The organism is Amycolatopsis sp. NPDC057786, from assembly GCF_042797905.1.
Classification (GTDB): Bacteria; Actinomycetota; Actinomycetes; order Mycobacteriales; family Pseudonocardiaceae; genus Amycolatopsis.
Genome location: NZ_JBHVKW010000066.1, coordinates 21,811 through 47,902, shown reverse-complemented (window position 1 = coordinate 47,902; position 26,092 = coordinate 21,811). Strand labels below are relative to the sequence as shown.

Genomic DNA, 26,092 nt, shown 5'->3' with positions numbered 1-26,092 from the left:
GCGTGAGGGTTCACGCGCCGAGGCGGCCGGTTCAGGCGGGGGTTTCCTCGAGTCCGGCGGGTTCGTCCGCCGGTTCGTCCTCGGCCATGCCCGGTTCTTCGGGGGCGACGACCCCGCCTTGCGACTCGCCCATCCCGGCTTCGCCGGTCAGCTTCTTGTCCTCCGGCGGGTGTTCGGGTGCCGGTTCGAGGACCCATTTGTCGGGGTCGCTCACCTGGGACGGCAACGTTCCCGGCGCCGGGAAGCTGAGCGCGGAGATCTCGATGGCCTTCACGTTGGCCGCGAACTCGCCCATCGTCACGAGGGCGCTCTCGATGAGATCGGCATAACTGGAGGCCAGGTCGTTGATCGCGCCGATCGCCTCCGTCGGGTCGAGAAGAAGAGTGGCGCAGCGAGCGGCCGCCGTCGAGATGAACCCGATGGCCATCCCCCAGGTCTGGTGCACGAAGGCGATCGCTCCGGCGAGCAGGGTGCCCACTTCCCCCAGTTTCGCGGCCGTCAGATCGCACTCCTCGACGATCCGATCGGTGTGGACCTTGAACGCGTCGAACGCGCCTCCCTGCCAATACGAGTCCAGCGAACCCAGTTTCGTGTTCAGGCCGTCCGCCACCGTGCTCGGTGTCTTCTGTGCTTCGCCCCATTGAGTGGCGCGCGCCGCGGGGATCGCGGGATCGCCGAGGATATTGCGGATTTCGTCGAGGATCACCTTCACCCCGGCGGAGACGGAGCCGGCGGGAACGACGAAGTAGTCCAAAACCTCCGCGGCGTCCAGCACGGTCGCCGCGTCACCTTCCGGGTACGGCGCCGGTTCAGTCATCGTCGTCGCTCCCCAGGTAGCCGAACTGCTCGTAGTACTCGGCGTCTTGCGCGGCGTACGTGTTGGCGACGGTGATCAGCGCGGACTCGGTGTCGTCGAAGCTTTTGACCGCCTCGCCGAGTTTCTCGACCACTAGCGTGCACGCCGCGTTGTAAGCCTCGATGTATCCCACGTTGGTGGCGAGCAGACCGAGGTCACCCGGTTGCATCGTCAGTCCACCGATCGTGTCCTTGAGCGTGGTCCACGAGTCGGCCGCGACCCGGAACTCCATCGCCATCTCCGCGAGCGACTCCGGGACGACCTCGTAGCCGGTTCCCTCTGGCATCAGAGCTTCCTCCGTTCGATTCGCCGGGTCCTGGCGGCCTGTTCGGCCCGCTCGATCGCCGCGAGAAGGTGACCGCCGAGCGCGGCCGGGTTCATCGCACGCAGCGCACGCTCGTCGAGGTCGACGGCGACCAGGTCACCGGCCTCGTCGACGTGGACCCTGCCGAGACCGGCGTCGATGTCCGCGACGGCGAAATGCTCTTCTCGCCGGGAAACCGGCCGCCTGTCGTCTTCCTCGTCATCGAGGTCGTGAAGCCGCAGCAGGCCGTTCATCGGACGCCCGCCTGGATCAGCCGGCGGTATTCGGCGCGGGCCTCGTCACGCGCCTGACCGACCGCCTCGACGATGTACGCGCCGAGTTCGCCGCCGCGGCTGCGGGCCACGGCGGCCCGGTCGATGTGGATCCCGACGAGCCGCGCCCGGTGATCCACCTCCGCCCGCACGAGTCCCCCACGTGCCGAAGCGGTGTAGTGCCGTCCCTCCAGCTCCCCCGCCGCCCGCGCGAACGCGGCCTTGTTCCTCGCGAGGAACTCTCTGATCTTCCGTACCGGATCGGTGTCCACCGGTCGCTCTCCCCTCGTCACTGAACGACGACAGGATGGCGCCCGTACCTTTCCCGAACCTTTCCCCCGACCCTCGCAAACCTGACCGATCTCGCTCACCTGGCCACGGCGCTCTGCGCCGTAGGCCGACCACCTCACCAACCGGCGCCGACCGCACCGCGGCGGTCCGGGGGCTCGGCCCCCGGGTGATACGACGAAGCCCCACCTCCGGGAAGGTGCGCAAGCAACGACCAAGGTGGGGCAAAGGGGCTGAGGGCGGCCCGCTCGACCAGCCTGGGGGTCACTGGGAGCGGGCCGCCTCCTTCATCGTAGGTAATAAGTCGCCGTCGCGCTGCATGGGGTTGCCATGTCGTCCGAATTATTTGTTCACCGACCCCCTTCATGGTCGGTGATTTTCCATGCTCGACGGCGCATATCCGGTAGTCAGCGGCCATTCGGCCCAGCGACGGGTGCGCCGGGAGGCGGAGTCGTCACCGTGCCGAACGTGACGAAGGTCGCTTTCGGCGGATTGACCCCTTCCTCGGGTACGGACTCACCCCGTGAGGCAGGATGTCGCGTGATCGGCCTTCGTCAACAAAAGGGGACGGTATGCACGACGGCAGTGGCCGCATCGCGGTGCAGAACCTGAGCAAGCAGTTCGGTGCGGTCAACGCGGTCCAGAATCTGAGCTTCACGGTGGAGCCCGGTTCGGTGACCGGCTTCCTGGGGCCCAACGGGGCCGGGAAGACCACGACGCTCCGGATGCTGCTCGGGCTGGTGACGCCCACGAACGGCACGGCGACCATCAACGGGCGCCCGCACGATCAGCTGGGGAATCCGGCACGGGTCGTCGGTTCGGTGCTGGAGAACGAGGGTTTCCACCCTGGGCGTACGGCGCGCAATCACCTGCGCGTGTACTCGGCGGCTATCGGGATGCCGGATCAGCGGGTCGACGAGGTCCTGGGGTTGGTCGGCCTTTCGTCGGCGGCGGACCGCAAGGCGGGCGGGTTCTCGCTCGGTATGCGGCAGCGGCTGGCGCTGGCGACGGCGTTGCTGGGGAACCCGCAGGTGCTGGTGCTGGACGAGCCGACGAACGGTCTCGACCCCGAGGGCATCCTGTGGCTGCGGAACTTCCTGCGCGCGTACGCGCGTGAGGGGCGCACGGTGCTGGTCTCGAGCCACCTGCTGAACGAGGTGGAGCAGACGATCGACCAGGTCGTGATCATCAGCCAGGGCATGACGCGCTACAACGGCTCGCTGGACCAGTTGCGCAAGAGCAACCAGTCCCGGGTGCTGGTGCAGTCCGCCGACGCGAACGGGCTCGTCGCCGCGTTGCAGGAGGCGGGGATCACGCAGGTCTCGCCGATGCCGGACGGTCGTGTCGCGGTGTCGGGTGCGACGGTGCAGCAGATCGGTGACATCTCCGCCAAGGCGAGTATCGCGGTCTACGGCATGCAGGAGGAGACGGCGGATCTGGAGCGGATGTTCTTCCAGCTGACCCAGGGTCAGTACGCCGCGCCGCCGCCCGGTTTCCAGCAGGGCCCGCCGCCGGGCTACCAGGGTCCGCCTCCGGGTTACCAGGGCCCGCCGCCCGGTTATCAGGGGCCGCCTCCCGGCTACGCGCCGCAGAACACGCCGCCGCCCGGTTTCGCGCCGCCGCAGCAGCAGTTCCAGCAGGGCCAGCCGCAGCAACCGCAGTACCAGCAGGCGCCGCCTCAGCCGCAGGCGCAGCAGCAGGGCCAGAACGAGGGCTGGGGAGGCCAGGGCTGATGGGCAACCTGATCAAGGCGGAGTTCCGCAAGACGCTCACGCTCAAGGCGTGGTGGGCGCTGATGATCCCCGCGGTGGTCTTCGCTTTCGCGTTCGCCCTGTTCTGGGGCATGGTCACCAACGACTTCAGCGACTTCCTCGGCCGCTCCGACACCCGTGAACTGACCGAGGCGCTCGGCATCTCGACCGGCGAACTGCCCGTCGGCCTGCTCGCCCTCGGGCACGGGATCAACATCGGCACGATGATCCCGATCATCTTCGGCGTCTTCGCCCTCGCCGGCGAGTACACGAAGAAGACGATCACCACGACGTTCCTCACCGCCCCGAACCGGGTTTCGGCGTTGAGCGCGAAGATGATCACCTACATCGCCTGGGGCGCGATCTACGGCGTGATCATCGTGGGCGCGGCGAGCCTCGGCACCGTGATCACCGTCGACAGCCAGCGCCTGCCGACGGCGGGCCAGTGGCTGGGCGTGCTCGGCGCGGGTGTCCTCGCGACGATCCTGGCGACCCTGTTCGGCATCGGGGTCGGCGCGGTGTGGCGCAGCGTGGTCGGCAGCATCATCACGCTGACCATCTGGATGCTGGTGGTCGAGAACGTCCTGGTGTTCGTCATGTTCGGCGCCGCCGACATCACCTGGCTGGGCGGCGTCCTGCCGAACGGCACGGTCAACGGCATCGTGGGCGCCATCGGCGCCGAGGCGTTCGGCGCCGCCGGTGTGAAGGTGCCCGGCTTGCAGGACGAGACGGCGTGGGCGCTGCAGTACGCGGCCGGTGCGCCCGGCGCGTTCTCGTGGTGGGCCTCGGCGCTGATCTTCTTCGGCTGGACGATGATCTTCTTCCTGGCCGGCTGGGCCGTGAACCAGAAGAAGGACATCACGTAGGTCACCGGCCACAAGCGCCATGAAAGGTCCTTTCCTTGCAAATTTTGCAAGGAAAGGACCTTTCATGGCGTTCGGCCCTGCGCGAACCGGCCGGTCCTGTCGGTGGGGCCGCATAGGCTTGCGGGGTGACCACTGCTCCACCTCGTCCGCGTCAAGCCAGTCCGGCTCGCGAGACCGCCCCCGCGCCCACCGGAGGCTGGATCCGCCGCCTGGCCGCTTCGTGCTGGAAACATCCCTGGCTCGTCGTGCTCTCGCTGGGCGCGGCCATCATCGGCGTCGGGCTGCAAGCCGCCGGTCCGCTGCTGATCCGCGAGGCGCTGGACGACGCCGTCGCGGGCGAAACCTCCCGGCTCGGCCTGCTCGCCGCGGTGATGGCGGTGCTGCAGGTGCTGACCTTCGGCAACGCCTTCGCCCGCCGGTACGTCGGCGGACGGCTGGCCCTCGACGTCCAGCACGACCTGCGCCGCCAGGTGTTCAACGCGGTCTCCCGGCTCGACGGCGGCAAGCAGGACGCGCTGCGCACCGGCCAGGTCGCCTCCCGCGCGATCTCGGACCTGCAGCTGGTCACCTCGGTCCTGATGCAGGTGCCGCTGTCGGCGGGTTCGGTGATCTTCGCGCTGCTGTCGCTCGGCGCGATGCTGTGGATGTCGCCGACGCTGACGCTGATCGCGATGGTGGTCGCCCCCGCGATCGCGATCATCATGGCGGTGAGCCGGAAGCGGCTCTTCCCGGCGACGTGGGCGGCCCAGCAGCGCGCGGCCGACGTCGCGCAGCAGGTCGAGGAGACCGTCACGGGCGTACGCGTCGTGAAGGGCTTCGGCCAGGAAGCACGCGAAGTCGCGAAGCTGGAGAAGACGGCGAAGAAGCTCTTCGCGGAACGCATGCGCGCGGCACGGCTCTCGTCGTTGCCGACGGCCACGACGGCCGCGCTGCCCGCGGCCGGCCAGGTCGCGGTACTGGCGGTCGGCGGCATCCTCGCACTGAAGGGTGAGGTCAGCCTCGGCACCTTCCTGGCGTTCGCGACCTATCTGTCCATCCTGATCGGACCGGCACGGATGATCTCCAGTCTCGTCGTGCAGGCCCAGCTGACCAGGGCGGGCGCGGAACGGGTCAACGAACTGATCGACGCGCAGCCGGACGTCGTCGACAGCCCGGACGCGCAATCGCTGCCCGAAGGCCCGCTCGGCGTCCGGCTGGAGGACGTCTCCTTCGGCTACACGCGGTCGGATCCTGTGCTCGACGGGCTCACCCTGGAGGCCCGGCCTGGCGAGACGCTCGCGCTGGTCGGCACGGCCGGTTCCGGCAAGTCGACGATCTCGTTGCTGCTCCCGCGGTTCTACGACGTGCACAACGGCTCGGTCCAGGTCGGCGACCTCGACGTCCGCGACGTCCGGCAGCGCGACCTGCGCAGCGTCATCGGCGTGGTCTTCGAGGAGGCGTTCCTCTTCTCCTCGTCGGTGCGGGACAACATCGCCTACGGCAGGCCGGACGCGAGCGACGAGGAGATCCGCGCGGCCGCGCGGGCGGCGGAGGCGGACGAGTTCATCCAGCGCCTGCCCGACGGCTACGACACGCTCGTCGGCGAGCGCGGCCTCACGCTGTCAGGTGGCCAGCGGCAGCGGCTCGGCCTCGCCAGGGCGCTGATGACCGATCCGCGTGTGCTGGTCCTCGACGACGCGACCTCCGCCATCGACACGGTCACCGAGGCGGCGATCCACGACACGCTGCGCTCGGTCACCGCCGGCCGGACGACCCTGCTCATCGCGCACCGCCGCTCCACCCTCGCCCTCGCCGACCGGATCGCCGTGCTCGACAAGGGCCGCGTCGTCGACGTCGGCACCGAAGAGGAGCTGCTCGCGCGCTGCCCGCTGTTTCGCGAACTCGTCGCCGGACCGGGTGACGACGTCGAGGAACCACATCGCTGCGAAGGCCTGGACTGCGGCCCCGCGGGAATCACCCCGGCACTGTGGCCGGAGCAGGACGAGGCCGACGAGCTGCCGGGCGAGCGGAAGGGCACCGGCGGCGAATGGGACGTCGACCTGCCGCCGACTCCCGAACTCGTCGAAGGCGTCCGGAAACTGCCGCCCGCCACGGACGTCCCGCGCCTGCCGGGTACCGATGTCACCGCGCCCGAACCGAAGTTCCGCCTCGGCCGCCTGCTGAAACCGGTGCGCGGCCCGCTCGCCGTGGTGATCGGGCTGGTCGCGGCGGACGCGCTGGCCACCATCGCGATGCCCGCCCTGTACCAGTACGGCATCGACGGCGGGGTGCGCGCCGGAGCGGAGGCGGTGATCTGGCTCGCCGCGGGGATCGGTGCTTTGGTGATCCTCACGGACTGGCTGGTGGTCTACCTCCAGACCAGGATGACCGCGCGGGTCGGCGAGACGGTGCTGTATTCGCTGCGCGTCCGCAGTTACGCCCATCTGCAACGGCTCGGGCTCGACTTCTACGAACGCGAACTCTCCGGGAAGATCATGACCCGGATGACGACCGACGTCGACGCGCTCTCGACGTTCCTGCAGACCGGTGTCGCGCAGGCCGTGGTGAGCGCGCTGACCCTGGTCGGGATCGCGGCGGCGCTGATGATCACCGACATCGGGCTGGCCGCGTACGCGCTCGCCGTGCTGCCGATCCTCATCGTGGCGACGGTGATCTTCCGCCGGGCGTCGTCCAAGGCGTACACCGAAGCCCGGGAACGGGTCAGCGTCGTCAACGCGGACATGCAGGAGAACGTGAACGGGCTGCGGGTCGCGCAGGCGTACACGCGCGAGGAGCGGACGGCGGAGAAGTTCGCTTCCCGCAGCGACGAGTACCGGCGTTCGCGGCTGCGCGCCCAACGCTATGTCGCGACGTACTTCCCTTTCGCGGCAATGCTTTCCGGCTTGGCCGAAGTGGTCGTGCTGATCGTCGGCGCGAACCGGGTCGCGGCGGGCACGCTGTCGGCCGGTGTCCTGGTGGCGTTCCTGTTGTACCTGGGCCAGTTCTTCTCGCCGATCCAGCAGCTGTCCTCGGTGTTCGACGGCTACCAGCAGGCGCGGGTCGGCCTGACGCGCATCGGTGACCTGCTGCGCACGCCGACTTCCGTTCCGGCGGCGGAGAATCCGGTGCCGGTCCCGGAGCGGCTACGCGGCGAGGTGTCCTTCAAGGACGTCGATTTCGCTTACACCGCAACGGACGAGCCCGCCCTGAAGCAACTGACGCTGGAGGTCGCGCCCGGGGAGACCGTCGCCTTGGTCGGCGCGACGGGCGCCGGGAAGTCGACGGCGGTGAAGCTCGTCGCGCGGTTCTACGACGCGACGGGCGGCGTGGTCCGGATCGACGGGACCGACATCCGCGAGTACGACTTGGGCGCACTGCGCACGCGAATGGGCGTGGTACCGCAAGAAGCGCATCTGTTCTCGGGGACCGTCGCGGACAATGTGCGCTACGGCAGGCCTTCCGCGACGGACGCGGAGGTCGAGGAAGCGGTGCGGTCGGTCGGCGCGCTCGACGGTGTCGCCGCGCTCCCCGCCGGTTTCCATCAGCCCGTCGGGGAACGCGGACGGTCTCTTTCGGCCGGGCAACGGCAACTCGTCGCCCTCGCCCGCGCCGAACTCGTGGACCCGGACGTCCTCCTGCTCGACGAGGCGACCGCGGCCCTCGACCCGTCCACCGAAGCCGCCGTCCTGCGCGCGACGGAACAGCTCGCGCGCCGCCGCACGACCTTCGTGGTCGCGCACCGCCTCGCGACCGCCGCTAAGGCGGACCGGATCGTGGTGCTGGACCACGGCCGGATCATCGAACAGGGCACGCACGCGGAACTGCTCGCGGCGGACGGCCACTACGCCCGCCTTTGGTCCCTCGGCTGACCTCGTGAGCGGTACGGACGGCTAGCGCCAAGGGTGCCTTAGATACCTACATGGATTCCGGCCGTGGGTTGATTGTCAGGCCCAAGTCCGCGAAGGCCCCTTCCCTCGGCTCAGCCGAAGAAACTCGACCCTCACACCTTCCCAGTACATGAAGGCCCCCTTCCTGTACCTAGGCGCAAGGAAGGGGGCCTTCATGTACTCCCGGCGGGCAAAGAACACCTGTACCGAGTCGGTCGCGCCTCCCCCACCGCTCACCCAGCAACGCGGCCCCGGCGGACGGTGTTGCGAAAGTGGCTTTCGCAACACCGAATTCCCGCTCAACCGCACCGGCCACAACGGCGTCCTCCAAATGCGGGCCTCACACGGCAGACAGATCCAGCTGGAATTGCGGCCCCGGAGCCGACGGCTCCCACCCACGAGCCAACGCCAGCCGAATGGCCCTTTCGACATCCGAAGGAAGCACGGCCTTCGACGGCACCCCCATGTAGTTCAACGGATGCGCGTGATCCGTCTGGACCACCAGCACGGCACCCCGCGCGTCCTCCAATTCCACCCCGTACGAAAGGAAATATCCGCCGTCCTGTGCGTAGGTGGGCTTCCGCCGGACGATCCACCGATAAGCGGCGTCGTCGACCACGATCCGTCGCGAACCCTTGCGCAGCAATGCCATGAAGCCAGCATGGCGAGCCAGGCAAGGGAATTTCGGTCGCGCACCAACCCCCACACCTGCCACCATCACGGCAAATGAACGAAGAGATCCCGGCGCGGCAGATCCGCGCCGTGCACACCGAGACCACCATCCGCGTCTATCAGGCGTACTCGCCGGCCATCGCCGACGCCGCGCTGAAGGCGGGTACCTTCGTGCCGCCGTTCAAACGCGAACGCATGACCTGGATCAAGCCGTCCTTCCTCTGGATGGCGTACCGCTGCGGCTGGGCCGCGAAGCCCGGTCAAGAGCGCGTACTCGCCCTCGACATCACCCGAGAGGGTTTCGCGTGGGCACTCGAGCACGCCGCGCTCAGCCACTACGACCCCGACGTCCACGCCGACCGGAAGACGTGGCAGGACGAGGTCAAGGCCAGCCCGGTCCGTATCCAATGAGATCCGGAACGCAGCATCCGGCTCGGCGCCCTGAAGCACCGTTCGCTCCAGATGGGCCTGAGCGACGAAGCCGTCGATCGCTATGTCGACAAATGGATCACGGCGGTCACCGACGTCACCCCGGTCATGCGCGAGGTCGGCGCCCTGGTCGCGGCGAACCGCATCGAAGACGCCGAAGCGCTGCTACCCGCGGAGCGTCCGTACCCCGGCTAAGGCCGCCACTTGAGGCCGCTCATCCCGGCGACCTCGAGGTCCTGTGCCGAAGCCCAGCGGACGGTCCCCGGCCGGACGTGCACCCCGGCCGTCACCGTCCAGTCCGGCTCGTCGGGCTCGACGTGCTCCATCTCCTTGAAGTCGTCGAGCGTCGGCCAGACCGCCGAGCACGAGTCGCACATCAGCACGACCGTGCCGGACTCGGTGACCAGCGGGCGCACCCGCCCCTCGTCCCAGAACGACGGGCACTCGTCGAGCCACATCGGCTGCCACCACCTCGCGGGCGATCGGCGGCCGGCACGACACCGGCCGCATCCTCCACCCAGCGAAACCCCCCGACGTGAACTCCAGGCTGTCCGGGCACGACGACCCAGCCAACCTTTACCGACGGGACAGTGACCTGACCTGCACGGACGGTGAAGGCGACAGCAAAGGTCCCCCGCTCCCCCGCAGGAGGCTGAGCGGGCATATTTTCGGTCTCTTGATCGAGACAGTGACCCATCACCTAGTGCGCCACGCCTCACACAGGCCAGTTCCATCACACGGCCGCGACCGAGGGGGTTAGCCTGGTAGGCGCATCAGCGGTGTTCAAGATCTCGAGACGGATAGAGGCGAGTCCAAGCCGTGTCCAGCAGCAGCCCTGCGTCACAATTCGGCCCCAACGAGTGGGTCGTCGAGGAAATGTACGACCAGTTCCTTGCCGACCCCAGCTCAGTCGATGCCGCCTGGCACGACTTCTTCGCGGACTTCAAGCCAACGCAGGACGCGCAGGCGAAGGCTGACGACGCACGTCAGACCACGGCGGAGGGAAGCCCGGACACCAACGGCCAGGCCGCCACGCCGACGCCGCAGACGGTCCGCAACGCCGAGTCCGCCGCGAAGCAGACCGCCCCGGCGAAGGCTGCGCCGAAGACGGCCCCGAAGACCGAGGCGAAGGCGGCGGCCCCCAAGACCGCCCCGAAGGCCGCCCCCAAGGCGGCCGAGAAGGCCCCCGTCGAGAAGGACGCCGAGCCGGAGTCGAAGCAGCTCCGCGGCGCCGCGGCGGCGATCGCGAAGAACATGGACGCCTCGCTGTCCGTGCCGACGGCCACGAGTGTGCGCGCGGTCCCCGCGAAGCTGATGGCCGACAACCGCATCGTCATCAACAACCACCTCAAGCGCACTCGCGGCGGCAAGATCTCCTTCACGCACCTCATCGGGTACGCGATGGTCCGCGCGCTGAAGAACTTCCCGAACATGAACCGGCACTACCAGCTGATCGACGGGAAGCCGTTCGCGGTCACGCCGGAGCACGTGAACTTCGGTCTCGCGATCGACATGAAGGGCAAGGAAGGCGCCCGCACGCTCGTCGTGGCCTCCATCAAGGCCACCGAGAACATGACCTTCATGCAGTTCTGGCAGGCCTACGAGGAGATCGTCAAGAAGGCCCGCAACGGCAAGCTGACCGCCGACGACTTCGCCGGCACCACGATCTCGCTGACCAACCCCGGCGGCATCGGCACGAACCACTCGGTGCCGCGGCTCCAGGCCGGCCAGGGCGCGATCATCGGCGTCGGCGCCATGCAGTACCCGGCGCATTTCGAGGGCACCAGCGAGAAGGCACTGGTCGACCTCGGCGTCTCCAAGATCATGACGCTGACCTCGACCTACGACCACCGCATCATCCAGGGCGCGGAGTCGGGCGAGTTCCTCAAGCGCATCCACGAGCTGCTGCTCGGCGAGGACGGCTTCTACGACGACGTCTTCACCAGCCTGCGCCTGCCCTACGAGCCGATCCGCTGGGTCGCCGACATCCCGGACGGCCCGGTCGACAAGACCGCGCGCGTGATCGAGCTGATCGACGCCTTCCGCATGCGCGGTCACCTGATGGCCGACACCGACCCGCTGAACTACCGGCAGCGCAGCCACGCCGACCTCGACGTCCTCTCCCACGGCCTGACCCTGTGGGACCTGGACCGCGAGTTCCCGGTCGGCGGTTTCGCCGGCCAGGAGCGGATGAAGCTGCGTGACATCCTCGGCGTGCTGCGCAACTCGTACTGCCGCACCGTCGGCATCGAGTACACGCACATCCTCGACCCCGAGGAGCGTCGCTGGATCCAGGACCGCGTCGAGATCCCGCACGAGAAGCCGGACCCCGCCGTCCAGAAGTACGTGCTCTCGAAGCTCAACGCCGCCGAGGCGTTCGAGACCTTCCTGCAGACCAAGTACGTCGGACAGAAGCGGTTCTCCCTCGAAGGCGGCGAGACGGCGATCCCGCTGCTCGACACGCTGCTGGACAAGGCCGCCGAGCACGAACTCGACGAGGTCGTCATCGGTATGCCGCACCGCGGCCGCCTGAACGTGCTCGCGAACATCGTCGGCAAGCCGATCGCGCAGATCTTCCAGGAGTTCGAGGGCAACCTCGACCCCGGCCAGGCGCACGGTTCCGGTGACGTGAAGTACCACCTCGGTGCCGAGGGCAAGTACTTCCGCATGTTCGGCGACGGCGAGACCAAGGTGTCGCTGACCGCGAACCCGTCGCATCTGGAGACCGTCGACCCGGTCCTCGAGGGCATCGTCCGCGCGAAGCAGGACATCCTCGACAAGGGTGGCGAGGGCTTCACCGTCCTCCCGGTCCTGATGCACGGCGACGCGGCCTTCGCGGGCCAGGGTGTCGTGGCCGAGACCCTGAACCTGGCGCTGCTGCGCGGCTACCGTACCGGCGGCACCGTGCACGTCATCGTCAACAACCAGGTCGGCTTCACCACCGCCCCCGAGCACTCGCGGTCGAGCCAGTACGCCACCGACGTCGCGAAGATGATCGGCTCCCCGATCTTCCACGTGAACGGCGACGACCCCGAGGCCGCGCACTGGGTGGCCAAGCTGGCCGTCGACTACCGCCAGGCGTTCCACAAGGACGTCGTGATCGACCTGATCTGCTACCGCCGCCGCGGCCACAACGAGGGCGACGACCCCTCGATGACGCAGCCGGCGATGTACGACATCATCGACACGAAGCGTTCGGTCCGGAAGACCTACACCGAATCGCTGATCGGCCGCGGCGACATCTCCGTCGAAGAGGCAGAAGCCGCGTTGCGCGACTTCTCCAGCCAGCTGGAGCACGTGTTCAACGAGGTCCGCGAGCTGGAGAAGCACCCGGCGAAGGCCAGCCCCTCCGTCGAGGAGGAGCAGCAGGTCCCGGCGAAGGTGCCCACGGCGACCACCACCGAGGTCATCGAGCACATCGGCGACGCCTTCCTCAACGTGCCAGAGGGCTTCACCCCGCACCCGCGGGTCAAGCCGGTCATGGAGCGCCGTCACAAGATGTCCCGCGAAGGCGGCATCGACTGGGCGTTCGGTGAGCTGCTCGCCTTCGGTTCGCTGGCGATGGAGGGCCGCCTGGTGCGGCTGTCCGGCCAGGACTCCCGCCGCGGCACCTTCACCCAGCGCCACTCGGTGCTGATCGACCGCAAGACCGGTCAGGAGTACTCGCCGCTGCAGAACCTGGCCGAGGGCCAGGGCCGCGTGATGATCTACGACTCGGCGCTGTCCGAGTACGCGGCGGTCGGCTTCGAATACGGCTACTCCGTGGCCAACTCCGAAGCGCTGGTCATGTGGGAAGCGCAGTTCGGTGACTTCGTCAACGGCGCGCAGACCGTCATCGACGAGTACATCTCCTCCGGTGAGGCCAAGTGGGGCCAGCTCTCCGACGTCGTGCTGCTGCTGCCGCACGGCCACGAAGGCCAGGGCCCGGACCACACCTCCGGCCGTATCGAGCGCTTCCTCTCGCTGTGCGCGGAGGGCTCGATGACCGTCGCGGTCCCGTCGACCCCGGCGAACTACTTCCACCTGCTCCGCCGTCACGCCCTCGACGGAGTCAACCGGCCGCTGGTGGTCTTCACCCCCAAGTCGATGCTGCGCAACAAGGCGGCGACCTCTGCGGTCGAGGACTTCACCGGCCAGTCGAAGTTCATGTCGGTCATCGACGACGCCGATGTCGACCCGTCGAAGGTGCGCAAGGTCCTGCTGACCTCGGGCAAGCTGTACTGGGAGCTGGTGGCCGAGCGCACGAAGCGCGAGGCGAACGACATCGCGATCGTGCGGGTCGAGCAGTACTACCCGCTGCCGAAGAAGAAGCTGCTGGCGGCGCTCGAGCGCTACAACGGCGCTCCCGCGGTCTGGGTCCAGGAGGAGCCGGAGAACCAGGGTGCGTGGCCGTTCTTCGGCCTGAACCTGCCGCGGAAGCTCCCGGAGGTGTTCTCCAGCCTGGACGTCGTGTCGCGTCGTCCGATGGCGGCACCGTCGGCCGGTTCGTCCAAGGTGCACGAGGTCGAGCAGAAGGCGCTGATCGCGCGGGCCTTCGACTGATCGCCTGACGTGAGCCGAAAGGGCCCTTCACCGCATCCAACGCGGTGAAGGGCCCTTTCGTCGCGTTGGATGCGGTGAAGGAGGCTTTCACGGCATCCGGGTGTCGAAACCGGCGGGTCCCGTTCGTGTAGTGGGCAAACGACCGAAGGAGACACCATGAAGACCCTGCTCGACGGCCTCAAGCTCCCCGAATCCGCCCGCTGGCACGACGGCCGCCTCTGGCTGGCGAACTGGGGCGGCGGCCAGATCCTCGCCCTCACCCCCGGCGGTGAGCGCGAACTGATCGCGAACGTGCCGACCGCGATGCCGCTCACGTTCGACTGGCTCCCCGACGGCCGCCTGCTCATCGTCGACGGCCCGAACGCCCGGCTGCTCAACGCGGACCTGAGCACCTACGCGGATCTGAGCCCGGTCGCCTCTCTCTGGAACGAGGTCGTGGTCGACGGCCGCGGCAACGCCTTCGTCAACGGAATGAACGACTTCCAGGCGCCCGGCTTCATCGCCGTCGTCACCCCGGACGGTGAGGTGCGCCAGGTCGCCGACGGCATCCTGTTCGGCAACGGAATGGCCGTCACGCCCGACGGCGGGACGCTGATCGTCGCCGAGTCGTACGGCAGCAGGCTCACCGCGTTCGACATCGCCGAGGACGGTTCGCTGTCCGGCAGGCGGGTGTGGGCCGAACTCGGCGGCGACCACCCGGACGGCATCTGCCTCGATGCCGACGGCGCCGTCTGGTACGCGGACGTAGCGGGCAAGCACTGCGTCCGCGTCCGCGAAGGAGGCGAAGTACTTCAGAAGGTCGAAACCGACCGAGGCTGCTTCTCCTGCACGCTCGGCGGCGAGGACGGGCGTTCGCTCTACGTCCTCGCCGCCGAGTGGCACGGCTGGGAGAACCCGTTCGGCGACGGGCCGACCGGGCAGGTCCAGGTCGCCGAAATCGGCTAGCCGATCGCCTCGGAGGTCGCCTTGGCCAGCTTCAAGGCGTTCTCCTTGCACACCGTCTGATTGACCGTGCCGGACGGGTCGGGGCCGGTCACGAGGATCTCGCCCTCGACGTTGCCCTGGTAGAACTTGATCTGGCACTGGCTCGACGAGTCGAGCTTGGTGTGCACGGCCTTGGTCGACTTCGCCATGGTGGGGATGAGGACGCCGCCATCGGTCACGGCGTTCTCGACACTCGCCTTCGCCCACGCCTCACCGGCGCCCGACCCCGGCTCCTTCGACTTCGACAGGTACATCGAGACGGTCGCCGAAGGCGCGTTGGGCTCACGCCAGCTGCAGGACGAACGGGTGTAGGTGATCTCGTCGTTCGACGTGCTCGCCGGCTCTTCGCCCTTCGGCGTTTCGAGCGGCGGCAGGTTCCGGATCTTGCTTCCGATCCGCTCGCAGGCGGGCATGGCGGTGTACTTGTCCGGCGGGCCGGTCTTCTTGGACGACGTCGGCGCCGCGGTCGTCGACGAACCGTTGTCGTCGGACAGCAGCAGGAAGGCGGCGACCCCGCCACCGCCGAGCAGCACCACCGCGCCGATGACGAGCCCGACGATGAGCCCGGTGTTCGACTTCTTGGGCGGTGGGCCGTATCCGGGCGGCGGATATCCCGGATATCCCTGCGGCGGATACGGCTGCTGAGGTCCCTGCTGATAGGGCGGTCCGGGCTGCATGCGGAGAGGGTAAAGCCTCGCCAAGGTCCTTAGTGGACGAACGCCGCAACTGGGCGCCGAATCACTCTCCGGAGACGGGAAGACCCCCTTCCCAGCAGGAGGAAGGGGGCCTTCACGTACTCCAGGTGTGGATCAGACGGTCAACGACCAGCTGTTGATGTAGCCGGTGTCGATCCGGTAAACGTCCTGGACCTTCAGCTTCCAGGCACCGTTCGCGGCCTCGGCCGCGGCGTTGACGGTGTAGGTGGTGTTGATGTTGTTGGACGAGTCGTTGCTCGAACCCTTCAGCCGGTACGAGGTACCGTCCGGCGCCACCAGATCGATGACCAGATCACCGACGTAGGTGTGGACGATGTCCACCGCGACCTTGGTGGTGCCCGAAGCGTTGCGGGCACAGTTGGCGACGTTGATCGTGCTGGTCACCGCCGCACCGGCGTCGGGGATGGAAACGTCGGTGCCGTTGGTCTGCGTGCCACAGGGGGTCGGCTCGGGGCCGGGGCCACCGTCGGTACCGGTGTAGAGCAGCACGTTCGGCGAACCGGTGCCGGGGTTGGTCACCTTGTCCTTGGTGCCGTTGGCGACCAGCGCGTCACGGACCTGCTTGGGCGTCGCCGACGGGTTGGCGGAGGCGTACAGGGCCGCCGCGCCCACGACGTGCGGGGTCGCCATCGAGGTACCGCTGATGGTGTTGGTGCCGTTGTTCAGCCACGTCGACGTGATGCCGCTGCCCGGCGCGAAGATGTCGAGGCAGGTGCCGATGTTGGAGAAGCTCGACCGCGCGTCCGTGTTCGTCGTCGAGCCGACGGTGATGGCTTCCGGCGTACGGGCGGGCGAGACGTTGCAGGCGTTGGCACCGGTGTCGTTACCGGCCGCGACGCCGTAGGTGACACCCGACGCGATCGACCGCTGGACGGCCTGGTCGAGGGTCGTCGAGGCGCCGCCACCGAGGCTCATGTTCGCGACGGCGGGCTTGACGGCGTTCGCGGTCACCCAGTCGACACCGGCGATGACGCCGGCGGTCGTCCCGGAACCGGAGCAGTTCAGCACGCGGACGGCGACGAGCTTGACGCCCTTGGCCAGACCGTGCGCGGTACCGCCGATGGTGCCGGCGACGTGGGTGCCGTGACCCTGGCAGTCCGTGGCGTCGTTGTCGTTGTCGACGGTGTCACGGCCGTGGGTCGCGCGCCCGCCGAAGTCGGGGTGCGTGGTGAGGATGCCGGTGTCGACGACGTACGCGGTGACGTTCGACGCCGTGGTGCTGTAGCTGTACTTCTGGTTGAGCGGAAGGCTCTGCTGGTCGACCCGGTCCAGGCCCCACGACGGCGGGTTCAGCTGGTCCGCCGAGATCGAGACGGTCTGGTTCTGCTCCACGTACGCGACGGCGGGGTCGGCGGCGACGCGCTTCGCCTGCTTTTCGGTCAGCGCACCGGAGAAGCCGCGGACCGACGACGCGAAGGTCTTCTCGACCGTGCCGCCGTGGCGCTGGGTCACGCTCTTCGCGGTGGCTTCGACCGACGAGCCGTCCTTCAGCACGACGATGTAGCTGTCCTTGATCGCCTTGTCGCTACCCGCGTTGACGATCGAACCCTCGGCCGCCGACGCGACGGTGGTACCGCCCAGCGCCGTCAGCACGGCGACGGCCGCGGCCACACCGAAGGCGGGCAGCCGTCTCTTCAAGGTTCCCAGGGAATTGTTCAAGATATTCCTCCCAGGCAGGGTCGACCCACGGACATGACGAAGCCCGCCGGATCGTTGGGGTGACTCAGAGGTGAAGCGCGTTCCACTTAGGAGCGCAGGCTGAGACTAAGTGGCTGATTCACCCCAAGGAAGACCTTGCATTACGGACATCCCGGTAGTAATGGACGTCGCCTCGGCGCAGTTCGGGCACCGTTCAGCCCCCGCCGTTAGTCGCGTTTTACCGCCGTACGGCCCACGAAGAATTGGGGATCCGCACATCTGGTGGTCGTTTCCCGTCCCCCGGGTCGTTTCAACGCCGTGGAAGTACACACGGATGGCCGCCTACTAAAGTCGCGACCTCGGCGCGCGGAAATCGATTTCCATCCTACCTTCGGATGGAGCACACTCGGGCGCATGCTGCTCCGACAGGAAACCCCGGCCGACCGCGAGGCGATCCACGCCGTCCATCTGGCCGCGTTCGAGAAACTCAGTGTCCCGGTGGTCGAGGCGAAACTCGTCGACGAACTGCGGGAGGACGGTGACCTGATCGGCGCACTGTCCATCGTGGCCGAACGCGACGGCGAGGTCGTCGGGCACGTCTGCTGCAGCCCGGCCGTACTCGGCTCCGACGAGAAGTCGACGGTCGGTCTCGGCCCGCTCGGAGTCCTGCCCCGGCACCACGCTTCCGGTGTCGGCTCCGCGCTCGTGCACGCCGTGCTCGGCGCGGCGGACGCGCTCGGTTATGGCGCCGTGGTCCTGCTGGGCGACCCGAACTACTACTCCCGCTTCGGCTTCGTGCTCGCCGAGCGGCACGGGATCACGCCGCCGGTCGCGGAATGGGCGCCGCACTTCCAGGTCCGCACCCTGCGTGCGTACACGCCCGGCCTCCAGGGCGAGTTCCGCTACTCGCCCGCCTTCGACCGCCTCTAGGCCCTCCGCGTTTAGTCCTCTGAATGCGGTCCTTGCGCGTGCAACCACCGCATTCAGAGGACGAAACGCGTGGGGGATCAGGCGGGCGCGAGGAGGTTGTGCCGTCGCAGGAACTCCTCGGCGACGTCGAGCGGGTTGCGCTTCTCCTCGCTGAACTGGACGTTCAACTCGGTGAGCTCCTCGGTCGTGAGGACCGCCGAAACCCGGTTCAACGCGTCGGCCTCCTTCGGCGACAACGTCCCCTTCGCGACGAGCGGCACGATGTTCTGCGCGGGGAACATGTTCTTGTCGTCCACCAGCGGGACGAACCCGTTCGCGGCGATCGTCGACGACGTGCTGAACAGATCCGCGACCTGGATGTCGCCCGACTTCAGCGCGGCGACCGTGACCGGGCCGCCGGTGTCGGTCGTGCGGATCTCGGCGAACTCGCAGCCGTAGAGCGCCTTGATCTTTTCCTTCCAGCGGCTGCTCCACTGGCCGGGACCGCCGAACACGAATTCCCCGCACCGCTTGCCGAGATCGGAGAAGGTCCGTATTCCGGAATCGGCGAGTTCCTTGCGCACCACCAGCAGATCCTTGTCCTCCGCGGGCGCCTGTTCGAGGACCTCGAACCCGGACGGCAGCTTCTGTTTCAGCTGCGCGTACACGTCCTGCGGTGTGGTCGCCTGCGTGTCCTTGTCGAAGTAGCGCAACAGGTTCCCGCTGTAGTCCGGCACCACCGAAAGCGATTTGTCCTGCAGCGCCTTGACGACGACCTCGCGGCTGCCGACGGGCGGGCGCACGGTCACGTTCTCGGCGCCCGCGTTGCGCAGCGCGCCCGCGTAGATCTGGGCCAGCAGAAGGCTTTCCCCGACGTCGGACGCGCCGATGATGATGTCGCCGGTCGCTCCGCCCTCGGCGCCTCCGGCGAGCGGGTTGCCACAAGCGGTCGCCAGCAAGGCGATCCCGGCGAACAGCGCCGCCATCCTCCGCCTCATGCCTTCGCCTTCTTCCCGCTCGCGGCCTGCGCCAGCCGAACTCCCTTGGGCACCAGCACCCGCTGGACACCCGCCAGCGCGAGATCGAGCACGACCGCGAGCAACGTCGTCAGCACCGCGCCCGCGACCACCTGCGGATAGTCCAAAATGGCCAGTCCGTCGAGCAGGAACCGGCCAAGCCCGCCGAGCCCGACGTAGGCGGCCACGGCGGCCGTCGCCACCAGCTGCAGCACCGAGTTCCGCACGCCGCCGAGGACCAGCGGCAATGAAATGGGCACCTCGACCTTCCACAACCGTTGCCAGCCGGTCATCCCGATACCCTGCGCCGCGTCGACCACGCCGTGGTCGGTCGCCTGGAGACCCGCGTACGTCCCGGCGAGGATCGGCGGGATGGCGAGCACCACGAGCCCGATGATCGTCGAGAGCTCGCTTTCGGTGAAGAGCAGGAACAGGAACGTCACCAGCCCCAGCGTCGGCAACGCGCGGATCGCGTTGCCGCCGCTCACCAGCAGCACCGCGCCCCGACCCGTGTGCCCGACGTAGAGCCCTAGAGGAATCGCGATGAGCAGCGCGAAGACCAGTGCCAGCGCCGTGTAGCCGAGATGCTGCAGCAGCCGGGCGGGGACGCCGTCGGGGCCCTGCCAGTGGGCCGGGTCGCCGAACCAGTTCAGGACGTCGCCGATCATTTCGCCCCCGCCGTGGTCGCCACCCGGTCCCAGGGTGTGAGGACATTGCGCAGCTGGACCAACACCAGATCCACGATCAGCGCGAGCAGCAGGGTCGCGACGATCCCGACGACGATCGGCGAGAAGTACTCGCGCTGGAAGCCGTCGGTGAACAGCACGCCGAGCCCGCCGGTGCCGATCAGCGCGCCGACACTGACCAGGCTGATGTTGCTGACCGAGGCCACCCGGACGCCCGCCGCGAGCACCGGCACCGAAAGCGGCAGCTCGACGGCGAGGAAGCGGCGCGCGGGTTTGTAGCCGATCGCCGTGGCCGCGGCGACGACGTGCGGCGGGACGGCGTCGAGCGCGTCCAGCACCGGGCGCACGAGCAGGGCGGCGGTGTAGAGGGTGAGCGCGACGATGACGTTGACGCTGTCGAGGATCTTCGATCCGATGATGCCAGGGATCACCACGAACAGGGCGAGCGACGGGATCGTGTACAGCAGGTTCGACACCACCAGCAGCGCGGAACGCGCCGCCGCGAACCGGTGGCCGAGCCAGCCCGCCAGTACCGCGATCACCAGGCCCAGGGCCAGCGGGACCAGGGAGAGATAGATGTGGTCGAGCAGGTCGCCGAAGAACTGCGACCTGTTGTTGGCGCTGCCCAGGTAGCGGCCGAGCTCCGCGAAGAAGTCCCCCATCAGGAACTCAGCGACGGCGCTTCGATCACTTCGAGGACTTGCTTGGCTCTGACCACGCCGAGGACCTTCTGATCGGCGTCGACCACGACACCGAGACTCGCGGGCGACGAAAGCGCCGCGTCGAGCGCGCCGCGGATCGGCGAACCCTGGACGTACAGGGATCCGCCCGCGACGAGATCGGTCTCCGCGAGCTCACCGTCCACAGTGGACCCAGGGCGCAGCCAGCCGCGCGGCTGCCCCTCCGCGTTGACCGCGACCTGCCAGTCGTCGGACGGCCCCGGGGCGGGTTTGCCGACCTCGACCCGCTTGACCTCTTCGACGACGATCCCGTCCGCCGAAAGGAAGGAAAGCCCGCGATAGCCGCGATCCTTGCCCACGAAGGACGCGACGAAGTCGTCGACGGGATGACGCAACACGTCCGAGGGCGTGCCGTACTGCGCGAGCACCCCGCCGACGCGGAGCACCGCGATCTTGTCGCCGAGCCGCACGGCCTCGTCGATGTCGTGGGTGACGAACACGATCGTCTTCCCCAGCTGCGACTGAAGGCGCAGCAACTCGTCCTGCAGTTCCTCGCGGACGATCGGGTCGACGGCGGAGAACGGCTCGTCCATCAGCAGTACCGGCGAATCCGCCGCGAGCGCCCTGGCGACGCCGACGCGCTGCTGCTGGCCGCCGGAAAGCTGGGCGGGGTACCGCTTGCCGAGTTCCGCGGGCAGGCCGACGGTTTCGAGCAGCTCGGCCGCGCGCTTGCGTGCCTTGCCCTTGTCCCAGCCGGACAGCAGCGGCACGGTGGCGACGTTGTCCAGCACCGTCCTGTGTGGAAAGAGGCCGGCGTGCTGGATGACGTAACCGATGCCGCGCCGCAGCAACGCCGGGTCGCCGTCGCTGACGTCCTTGCCGTCGAGCAGCACCGTGCCCGAAGTCGGCTCGACCATCCGGTTGATCATCCGCAGCGACGTGGTCTTGCCGCAGCCGGACGGCCCGACGAAGACGGTGATGGTGCCGTCCTCCACGGTGAGGTCCAGGTCGTCGACCGCGACCGTCCCGTCCGGATACCGCTTGGTCACGCCACGGAACTCGATAGTCACGTGTCTCTCCCCATGTCTGGTCGAAAAACCGTAGCCCAGATCCTGCCTGTTGGCACGGTGTCCCAGGGACCGGGTTACTAGGCTGCTGCCCGTGAGTCCTTCCGTCGAAGACGTCCTCGCGGCGCACGGTGTCCACGTGCGACCGCTCCATCAGGTGATTTCCCTGCTCCGGACGGATTGGCGTGACCTCGGCGAACTGGTCCGGATCAGCACCGCGCCACGCCGGAGTGTCGAAGACGTCCTGAACGCGCTGGGCGACGACCTCGAGCGGAACGAGTCCCGCTTCCGGCTGGTCCCCGCCGCCCGCGAGAAGTACGCGCGCTTCGAGGCACGGGACCGGAAATCCGACCCCGACCTGCTGAAGATCATCACCAGCTACGTCGAGAACGTGCCCGCGCCGCTGGCCGCGCTGGACCACGTGCAGGCGACGCCGGAAACGGTCCTGAACCGGGCGCTGTGGCTGGACGAGCGCTACGACCTCGGTACGGCGAAGCTGCTGTTCCTCGGCGACCACGACCTCACTTCACTGGCCGTGCGCGCGTTGCGGCCCGACGCGGACCTCACCGTCGTCGACCTCGACGATCGTGTTCTCGCCTACATCGACGAACTCAGCGAACGGTCCATCCGCACCCTGCACACGGATCTGCGCGTCGGCCTCCCACCCTCGGTGACCGGACGAATGGATCTCGTGTTCAGTGATCCGCCTTACACCCCCGAAGGAATGGGCTTGTTCGCGGCGCGCGGGGTGCAGGCGCTCTCCGAACCCTCGGACGGGCGACTGCTGCTCGCCTACGGTTACAGCCCGCGCCATCCCGCGCTGGGCGCGCAGGTGCAGCGGGCGCTCGCGACGCTCGGGCTGACCTTCGAGGCGATCCTGCCGGACTTCAACCGGTACTTCGGCGCGCAGGCGATCGGGAGCGCGGCGGACCTCTACGTCTGCCAGCCGACCGCGAAGTCGAAGAAGAACCGCGGCGGCAAGGGGAAGGCCGCGATCTACACGCACGGCCCGCAGTCGGTGGAATCCGCCGGCGCGGCCAAGCCGTCACTGCTGGACAAGCTCCACGAGATCGCCACCGAAGGCGGGCTGGCGCTCGAGTCGCGTCCGGTCGACTGGTCCGGCTCCGGCCCGGAGGGTGACGCGGTCGCGATGGACCTTTCGGCCGACCCCGGGCCGTGGCTGCTGAGGACCCTGCTGGGCACCAACGCGCGACGGCTGGCCCTGCTGGTCCCGAACTCGCATCCCGACCTGACGAACGCCGAGGCGCAGGCCGCGCTGAACCGGCTGATCGGCGCGAAGTACAAGCTGCGGCTGTTGCGGAGCACCCCGGACAACCGGCACGCCATCGTCGTCGCGGACGCCGTCGACCACCAGGAAGAACTGCTGACCAGGGCGCACGCGCGGCTCGCGAACGTCTCGCTGGACGTGCCTCCGGACCTGACGGACGCGCGGCTGATCGACCTGCCGCGACACCGGCTGGCGGAACTACTCGGCTGAGCGTGTCATCGGAACTTCATGCGGCCTTCCTAGGTTCAGTCGCATGTACGAACCCCAAGGCCCCGGAACACCGATAGCGCAGCCGTACGGGTACGCCTACCCGCCGGGGCCTCCGCCTCAACACCCCAAGACCAGCGGCCTCGCGATCGCCACGCTCGTACTGGGCCTGGCCGGTTGCCTGGTGCTGCCGCTGCTCCCCGCGTTCATCCTGGGCATCATGGCGCTCGGTCAGACCGGTCCTGGGAAACAGCAGGGCCGGGGCCTGGCGATCGGCGGCCTCGCGGCCGCCGCGTTCTGGACCATCGGCTGGGTCGCCCTGATCGGGAACACCATGGGGAACCCGGACCGCTACACCGCGAGCCCGACGGGCGCGAGTTGCGCGACCCCGCCGGCCGGACACGCCGACGCCTGCACCTTGAAGCCGGGCGAATGCTTCGAACAACCCACTGTCAAGGGTACGTTCGCCACCGTCGAACTCACCTCGTGCGGGAGCGCGCACGCCGCCGAAGCGATCGGGGCCTTCACTCCGGCGGACACCTCCTGGCCCGGTGCCGAAAAGCTGCGAGCGGAGGCCGTGGGCGAGTGCCGCCGGATCATGGAAAAGAACGTGGACCGTCCGCGGCTCGAGGCGTCCGGCGTCCACGCCGAGCTGAGCTACATGGGGCCCGGACGCGAGAGCTGGGAAAACGGCGTGCGCACCGTCTTCTGCACGATCTACTCGCCCGACTCGCAGCTGACCGGTTCCGTCCTCGTCCCCGGCGCCGATCTGTCCATCCCCACCGGCTGACGTGCGCGACCCCCACACGCTATGAAAGGTCCTTTCCTTGCGAAATTTGCAAGGAAAGGACCTTTCATAGCGCTTGAGCGAGCGTGAAAGGGACCGTCACACCACGCCGTCGGCCTCCGCGGCCTTCGCGACGGCCGCGGCCACCTCGGGCGCGACACGCGGGTCCAGCGGGCTCGGGACGATCCGGTCCGGGCCGAGGTCGTCCTGCGCGACGGCGAAGATCGCTTCGGCCGCGGCCAGCTTCATGTTCTCCGTGATCGCCCGCGCACCGGAGTCCAGCGCGCCGCGGAAGACGCCGGGGAACGCCAGCACGTTGTTGATCTGGTTCGGGAAGTCGCTGCGCCCGGTCGCCACGATCTTGGCGTACCGCGACGCCGCGACCGGGTGAACCTCCGGGTCGGGGTTGGACAGCGCGAACACGATCGCGTCGTCGGCCATCCCGGCCAGCAGGGTCTCGTCGATGGTCGCCCCGGACAGGCCGAGGAAGACGTCGGCGCCCTTCAGCGCCTCGCCGAGGCCGCCGCGCAGACCGGCCGTGTTCGTGGTCTCGGCGAGCTTCCGCTTGATCGGGTTCAGGCCCTCGCGCCCCTCGTGGATGATGCCGCGCGAGTCGAGCACGGTGACGTCCGCGACGCCGGCGTTCTGCAGGATCCTGGCGCAGGCCACACCCGCCGCGCCCGCTCCCGAGACGACCACGCGCTGGCCGGAGATGTCCTTGCCGAGGACCTGGTTCGCCCCGCGCAGCGCGGCCAGCGTGACGATCGCCGTGCCGTGCTGGTCGTCGTGCATGACCGGGCAGTCGAGGGCCTCCTTGAGCCGGTCCTCCAGCTCGAAGCAGCGCGGCGCCGAGATGTCCTCCAGGTTCACCGCGCCGAACGACGGGCGCAACCGGACCAGGGTCTCGATGATCTCGTCGACGTCGGTGGTGTCGAGGACCAGCGGGATCGAGTCGAGCCCGCCGAAGGTCTTGAACAGGACCGACTTGCCCTCCATGACCGGCAGCGAGGCGCTCGCGCCGATGTCACCGAGGCCGAGCACCGCCGTACCGTCACTGACCACCACGACCAGCCGGTCCGCCCACGTGTACCGCTTCGCCTTGGCCGCATCCTCGGCGATCGCACGGCTCACCTTCGCCACGCCAGGCGTGTACGCGACCGAAAGGTCACGGGGCGAGGAGATCGGGCGCGTCGCGGCCACGGAGAGCTTGCCGCCCTCGTGGCCCTCGAAGATCTCGGTGTCCGTCACTGGCGTGGTCATCGTGGTTCCCGTCATTGCTTCCGCCGTGTCTAAGGACGGCGAAGTCTCGATTCGAGCGAAGGTCATGGGATTCTCCTGGGACTGCGAGCGGGGGAACTGGCCGGTGAGCAGGCCAAAACTGGGCATGGCCCGGCCACCTGGGGTAACTCGTCCTCCGACACGGCAGCCCAGCGCGGTAGCGCCGGCCTGTCGGCGAAGCGTCCAATCGGCCATCGGTGCCGTGGGTGTGGCGACGGCCGCGGACGCAGCGGTCCGATCATTGTGACAGGCGTGCGGACCAGTGTGCCCCTCTGGTGCGGTTGACGTCACAAACCGGCCGGGCTTTCCGCAGCTCAAGAGAGGTTTCGCAAGACGTCCATCCGGTTTGGGAAGGCGGCTTGAGCCCTGGTTAGCATTGAGGCCATGCAAGCCAGGCGCCTCAGCATCCCCGACTGTTTCGAGTTCACCCCGCGGGTTTTCCCCGATCACCGCGGCCTGTTCGTGGCGCCGTACCAGGAACAGGCGTTCGCCGACGCGGTCGGGCACCGCTTTCGCCTTGGCCAGGCCAACACCAGCGTCTCCCGGCGCGGCGCGATCCGCGGCGTGCACTTCGCGGACACCCCGCCAGGGCAGGCGAAATACGTGTACTGCCCGCGAGGCGCGCTGCTCGACATCATCGTGGACCTCCGCGTCGGCTCGCCCACTTTCGGCGAATCGGCCTCCGTGCTGCTGGACAGCACCGACTACAAAGCGGTCTACATCCCCGAAGGCCTCGGCCACGCCTTCATGGCGCTCGAAGAAGACACGGTCATGACGTACTTCTGCTCCGAGCCGTACAACCCGGTGGGCGAGCACGGCGTCAACCCGATGGACGCCGATCTCGCGCTGCCCTGGCCCAGGGAGATCGAACCCGTGGTGTCCGAAAAGGACACCACCGCGCCCTATCTGAAAGAGGCCTTGGAGCAGGGAGTGCTTCCTCGGTACGAAGATTGCGTGGCCTACTACGAAAAGCTGCGGGCCGAAAACTGA

Annotated in this window: 22 protein-coding genes and 1 pseudogene; 10 read left to right on the top strand and 13 right to left on the bottom strand. The window is 68.4% G+C overall.

The window, feature by feature from the left end:
• Positions 1-31 precede the first annotated feature (31 nt).
• Genes ACFVM3_RS28095 through ACFVM3_RS28080 form a run of 4 tightly spaced genes read right to left on the bottom strand, consistent with a single transcriptional unit; the run spans position 32 to position 1,704 of the window.
• Entirely contained in the window at positions 32-817 is a 786-nt protein-coding gene (locus ACFVM3_RS28095; RefSeq protein WP_378442978.1) for a hypothetical protein, read from the bottom strand.
• Positions 810-1,142 (bottom strand): hypothetical protein, encoded by a 333-nt coding sequence (locus ACFVM3_RS28090; protein ID WP_378442977.1) that lies wholly within the window; start codon positions 1,140-1,142, stop codon positions 810-812. Before ACFVM3_RS28090 ends, ACFVM3_RS28095 begins: the two co-directional genes overlap by 8 nt.
• Positions 1,142-1,414, bottom strand: coding sequence for a hypothetical protein (locus ACFVM3_RS28085; protein WP_378442976.1), 273 nt, complete (start codon positions 1,412-1,414; stop codon positions 1,142-1,144). The genes ACFVM3_RS28090 and ACFVM3_RS28085 overlap by 1 nt, the downstream gene beginning before the upstream one ends.
• A complete protein-coding gene (locus ACFVM3_RS28080) occupies positions 1,411-1,704 on the bottom strand; it encodes a YbaB/EbfC family nucleoid-associated protein (RefSeq protein ID WP_378442975.1) in 294 nt (97 codons plus the stop codon). The genes ACFVM3_RS28085 and ACFVM3_RS28080 overlap by 4 nt, the downstream gene beginning before the upstream one ends.
• Positions 1,705-2,292: 588 nt before the next feature.
• On the opposite strand from ACFVM3_RS28080, the gene ACFVM3_RS28075 reads away from it, so the two are divergent.
• The 3 genes from ACFVM3_RS28075 to ACFVM3_RS28065 all read left to right on the top strand — a co-directional run bounded on the left by ACFVM3_RS28075 (position 2,293) and on the right by ACFVM3_RS28065 (position 8,185).
• Positions 2,293-3,453, top strand: a complete 1,161-nt coding sequence (locus tag ACFVM3_RS28075) for an ABC transporter ATP-binding protein (protein ID WP_378442974.1) — start codon at positions 2,293-2,295, stop codon at positions 3,451-3,453.
• Positions 3,453-4,337, top strand: coding sequence for an ABC transporter permease subunit (locus ACFVM3_RS28070; RefSeq protein WP_005150670.1), 885 nt, complete (start codon positions 3,453-3,455; stop codon positions 4,335-4,337). The genes ACFVM3_RS28075 and ACFVM3_RS28070 overlap by 1 nt, the downstream gene beginning before the upstream one ends.
• Before the next feature lie 125 nt (positions 4,338-4,462).
• Positions 4,463-8,185, top strand: a complete 3,723-nt coding sequence (locus tag ACFVM3_RS28065) for an ABC transporter ATP-binding protein (RefSeq protein ID WP_378442973.1) — start codon at positions 4,463-4,465, stop codon at positions 8,183-8,185.
• Positions 8,186-8,543: 358 nt separating this feature from the next.
• On the opposite strand, the gene ACFVM3_RS28060 is transcribed toward ACFVM3_RS28065, so the two are convergent.
• Entirely contained in the window at positions 8,544-8,855 is a 312-nt protein-coding gene (locus tag ACFVM3_RS28060) for a hypothetical protein (protein ID WP_378442972.1), read from the bottom strand.
• Positions 8,856-8,929: 74 nt separating this feature from the next.
• Between ACFVM3_RS28060 and ACFVM3_RS28055 the strand changes: the two are divergent.
• A pseudogene (locus tag ACFVM3_RS28055) lies at positions 8,930-9,499 on the top strand (DUF4291 domain-containing protein).
• Here ACFVM3_RS28055 and ACFVM3_RS28050 read toward each other — a convergent pair.
• A complete protein-coding gene (locus ACFVM3_RS28050) occupies positions 9,496-9,762 on the bottom strand; it encodes a hypothetical protein (protein WP_378442971.1) in 267 nt (88 codons plus the stop codon). The pseudogene ACFVM3_RS28055 and the gene ACFVM3_RS28050 sit on opposite strands and share 4 nt — an antisense overlap.
• Positions 9,763-10,123: 361 nt before the next feature.
• On the opposite strand from ACFVM3_RS28050, the gene ACFVM3_RS28045 reads away from it, so the two are divergent.
• Both ACFVM3_RS28045 and ACFVM3_RS28040 read left to right on the top strand, forming a co-directional pair.
• Positions 10,124-13,846: a multifunctional oxoglutarate decarboxylase/oxoglutarate dehydrogenase thiamine pyrophosphate-binding subunit/dihydrolipoyllysine-residue succinyltransferase subunit gene (locus ACFVM3_RS28045; RefSeq protein WP_378442970.1), complete on the top strand. Its 3,723-nt coding sequence runs from the start codon at positions 10,124-10,126 to the stop codon at positions 13,844-13,846.
• Between the two features lie 156 nt (positions 13,847-14,002).
• Positions 14,003-14,791, top strand: coding sequence for an SMP-30/gluconolactonase/LRE family protein (locus ACFVM3_RS28040; protein WP_378442969.1), 789 nt, complete (start codon positions 14,003-14,005; stop codon positions 14,789-14,791).
• On the opposite strand, the gene ACFVM3_RS28035 is transcribed toward ACFVM3_RS28040, so the two are convergent.
• Both ACFVM3_RS28035 and ACFVM3_RS28030 read right to left on the bottom strand, forming a co-directional pair.
• Entirely contained in the window at positions 14,788-15,507 is a 720-nt protein-coding gene (locus tag ACFVM3_RS28035) for a hypothetical protein (protein WP_378442968.1), read from the bottom strand. The genes ACFVM3_RS28040 and ACFVM3_RS28035 overlap by 4 nt on opposite strands.
• 132 nt (positions 15,508-15,639) lie before the next feature.
• Positions 15,640-17,205 carry a S8 family serine peptidase gene (locus ACFVM3_RS28030; protein WP_378442967.1) on the bottom strand — a complete coding sequence of 522 codons (1,566 nt, stop codon included), beginning with the start codon at positions 17,203-17,205 and terminating at the stop codon, positions 15,640-15,642.
• Positions 17,206-17,598: 393 nt separating this feature from the next.
• Here ACFVM3_RS28030 and ACFVM3_RS28025 point away from each other — a divergent pair, with 393 nt between their 5' ends.
• Positions 17,599-18,114, top strand: a complete 516-nt coding sequence (locus tag ACFVM3_RS28025) for a GNAT family N-acetyltransferase (protein ID WP_378442966.1) — start codon at positions 17,599-17,601, stop codon at positions 18,112-18,114.
• Between the two features lie 77 nt (positions 18,115-18,191).
• On the opposite strand, the gene ACFVM3_RS28020 is transcribed toward ACFVM3_RS28025, so the two are convergent.
• From ACFVM3_RS28020 to ACFVM3_RS28005, 4 genes are read right to left on the bottom strand one after another with little or no spacing between them, the layout of a single operon-like run.
• On the bottom strand, positions 18,192-19,079 hold the full coding sequence (locus ACFVM3_RS28020) for an ABC transporter substrate-binding protein (protein ID WP_378442981.1): 888 nt from the start codon (positions 19,077-19,079) through the stop codon (positions 18,192-18,194).
• A gap of 8 nt (positions 19,080-19,087) precedes the next feature.
• Positions 19,088-19,777, bottom strand: a complete 690-nt coding sequence (locus ACFVM3_RS28015) for an ABC transporter permease (RefSeq protein ID WP_378442965.1) — start codon at positions 19,775-19,777, stop codon at positions 19,088-19,090.
• Complete coding sequence (locus ACFVM3_RS28010; protein ID WP_378442964.1) at positions 19,774-20,457, bottom strand: ABC transporter permease; 684 nt, start codon at positions 20,455-20,457, stop codon at positions 19,774-19,776. Before ACFVM3_RS28010 ends, ACFVM3_RS28015 begins: the two co-directional genes overlap by 4 nt.
• Complete coding sequence (locus tag ACFVM3_RS28005) at positions 20,457-21,545, bottom strand: ABC transporter ATP-binding protein (RefSeq protein ID WP_378442963.1); 1,089 nt, start codon at positions 21,543-21,545, stop codon at positions 20,457-20,459. Before ACFVM3_RS28005 ends, ACFVM3_RS28010 begins: the two co-directional genes overlap by 1 nt.
• Positions 21,546-21,636: 91 nt before the next feature.
• On the opposite strand from ACFVM3_RS28005, the gene ACFVM3_RS28000 reads away from it, so the two are divergent.
• Both ACFVM3_RS28000 and ACFVM3_RS27995 read left to right on the top strand, forming a co-directional pair.
• Complete coding sequence (locus ACFVM3_RS28000; protein WP_378442962.1) at positions 21,637-23,040, top strand: bis-aminopropyl spermidine synthase family protein; 1,404 nt, start codon at positions 21,637-21,639, stop codon at positions 23,038-23,040.
• Between the two features lie 43 nt (positions 23,041-23,083).
• Positions 23,084-23,827 carry a DUF4190 domain-containing protein gene (locus ACFVM3_RS27995; protein ID WP_378442961.1) on the top strand — a complete coding sequence of 248 codons (744 nt, stop codon included), beginning with the start codon at positions 23,084-23,086 and terminating at the stop codon, positions 23,825-23,827.
• 96 nt (positions 23,828-23,923) lie between these two features.
• Here ACFVM3_RS27995 and ACFVM3_RS27990 read toward each other — a convergent pair whose 3' ends face one another.
• Entirely contained in the window at positions 23,924-25,099 is a 1,176-nt protein-coding gene (locus tag ACFVM3_RS27990; RefSeq protein ID WP_378442960.1) for an NADP-dependent malic enzyme, read from the bottom strand.
• A 387-nt stretch (positions 25,100-25,486) separates the two neighbouring features.
• On the opposite strand from ACFVM3_RS27990, the gene ACFVM3_RS27985 reads away from it, so the two are divergent.
• A complete protein-coding gene (locus ACFVM3_RS27985) occupies positions 25,487-26,092 on the top strand; it encodes a dTDP-4-dehydrorhamnose 3,5-epimerase family protein (RefSeq protein ID WP_378442959.1) in 606 nt (201 codons plus the stop codon).

What these genes read in the sequence shown, in the direction of transcription:
- ACFVM3_RS28015 (WP_378442965.1), bottom strand. Translation starts at nt 19,777, where the DNA reads ATGATCGGCGACGTCCTGAACTGGTTCGGCGACCCGGCCCACTGGCAG.
- ACFVM3_RS28090 (WP_378442977.1), bottom strand. Translation starts at nt 1,142, where the DNA reads ATGCCAGAGGGAACCGGCTACGAGGTCGTCCCGGAGTCGCTCGCGGAG.
- ACFVM3_RS28050 (WP_378442971.1), bottom strand. Translation starts at nt 9,762, where the DNA reads ATGTGGCTCGACGAGTGCCCGTCGTTCTGGGACGAGGGGCGGGTGCGC.
- ACFVM3_RS27995 (WP_378442961.1), top strand. Translation starts at nt 23,084, where the DNA reads ATGTACGAACCCCAAGGCCCCGGAACACCGATAGCGCAGCCGTACGGG.
- ACFVM3_RS28085 (WP_378442976.1), bottom strand. Translation starts at nt 1,414, where the DNA reads ATGAACGGCCTGCTGCGGCTTCACGACCTCGATGACGAGGAAGACGAC.
- ACFVM3_RS27985 (WP_378442959.1), top strand. Translation starts at nt 25,487, where the DNA reads ATGCAAGCCAGGCGCCTCAGCATCCCCGACTGTTTCGAGTTCACCCCG.
- ACFVM3_RS28025 (WP_378442966.1), top strand. Translation starts at nt 17,599, where the DNA reads ATGCTGCTCCGACAGGAAACCCCGGCCGACCGCGAGGCGATCCACGCC.
- ACFVM3_RS28075 (WP_378442974.1), top strand. Translation starts at nt 2,293, where the DNA reads ATGCACGACGGCAGTGGCCGCATCGCGGTGCAGAACCTGAGCAAGCAG.
- ACFVM3_RS28020 (WP_378442981.1), bottom strand. Translation starts at nt 19,079, where the DNA reads ATGGCGGCGCTGTTCGCCGGGATCGCCTTGCTGGCGACCGCTTGTGGC.
- ACFVM3_RS28040 (WP_378442969.1), top strand. Translation starts at nt 14,003, where the DNA reads ATGAAGACCCTGCTCGACGGCCTCAAGCTCCCCGAATCCGCCCGCTGG.
- ACFVM3_RS28010 (WP_378442964.1), bottom strand. Translation starts at nt 20,457, where the DNA reads ATGGGGGACTTCTTCGCGGAGCTCGGCCGCTACCTGGGCAGCGCCAAC.
- ACFVM3_RS27990 (WP_378442960.1), bottom strand. Translation starts at nt 25,099, where the DNA reads ATGACGGGAACCACGATGACCACGCCAGTGACGGACACCGAGATCTTC.
- ACFVM3_RS28060 (WP_378442972.1), bottom strand. Translation starts at nt 8,855, where the DNA reads ATGGCATTGCTGCGCAAGGGTTCGCGACGGATCGTGGTCGACGACGCC.
- ACFVM3_RS28095 (WP_378442978.1), bottom strand. Translation starts at nt 817, where the DNA reads ATGACTGAACCGGCGCCGTACCCGGAAGGTGACGCGGCGACCGTGCTG.
- ACFVM3_RS28070 (WP_005150670.1), top strand. Translation starts at nt 3,453, where the DNA reads ATGGGCAACCTGATCAAGGCGGAGTTCCGCAAGACGCTCACGCTCAAG.
- ACFVM3_RS28035 (WP_378442968.1), bottom strand. Translation starts at nt 15,507, where the DNA reads ATGCAGCCCGGACCGCCCTATCAGCAGGGACCTCAGCAGCCGTATCCG.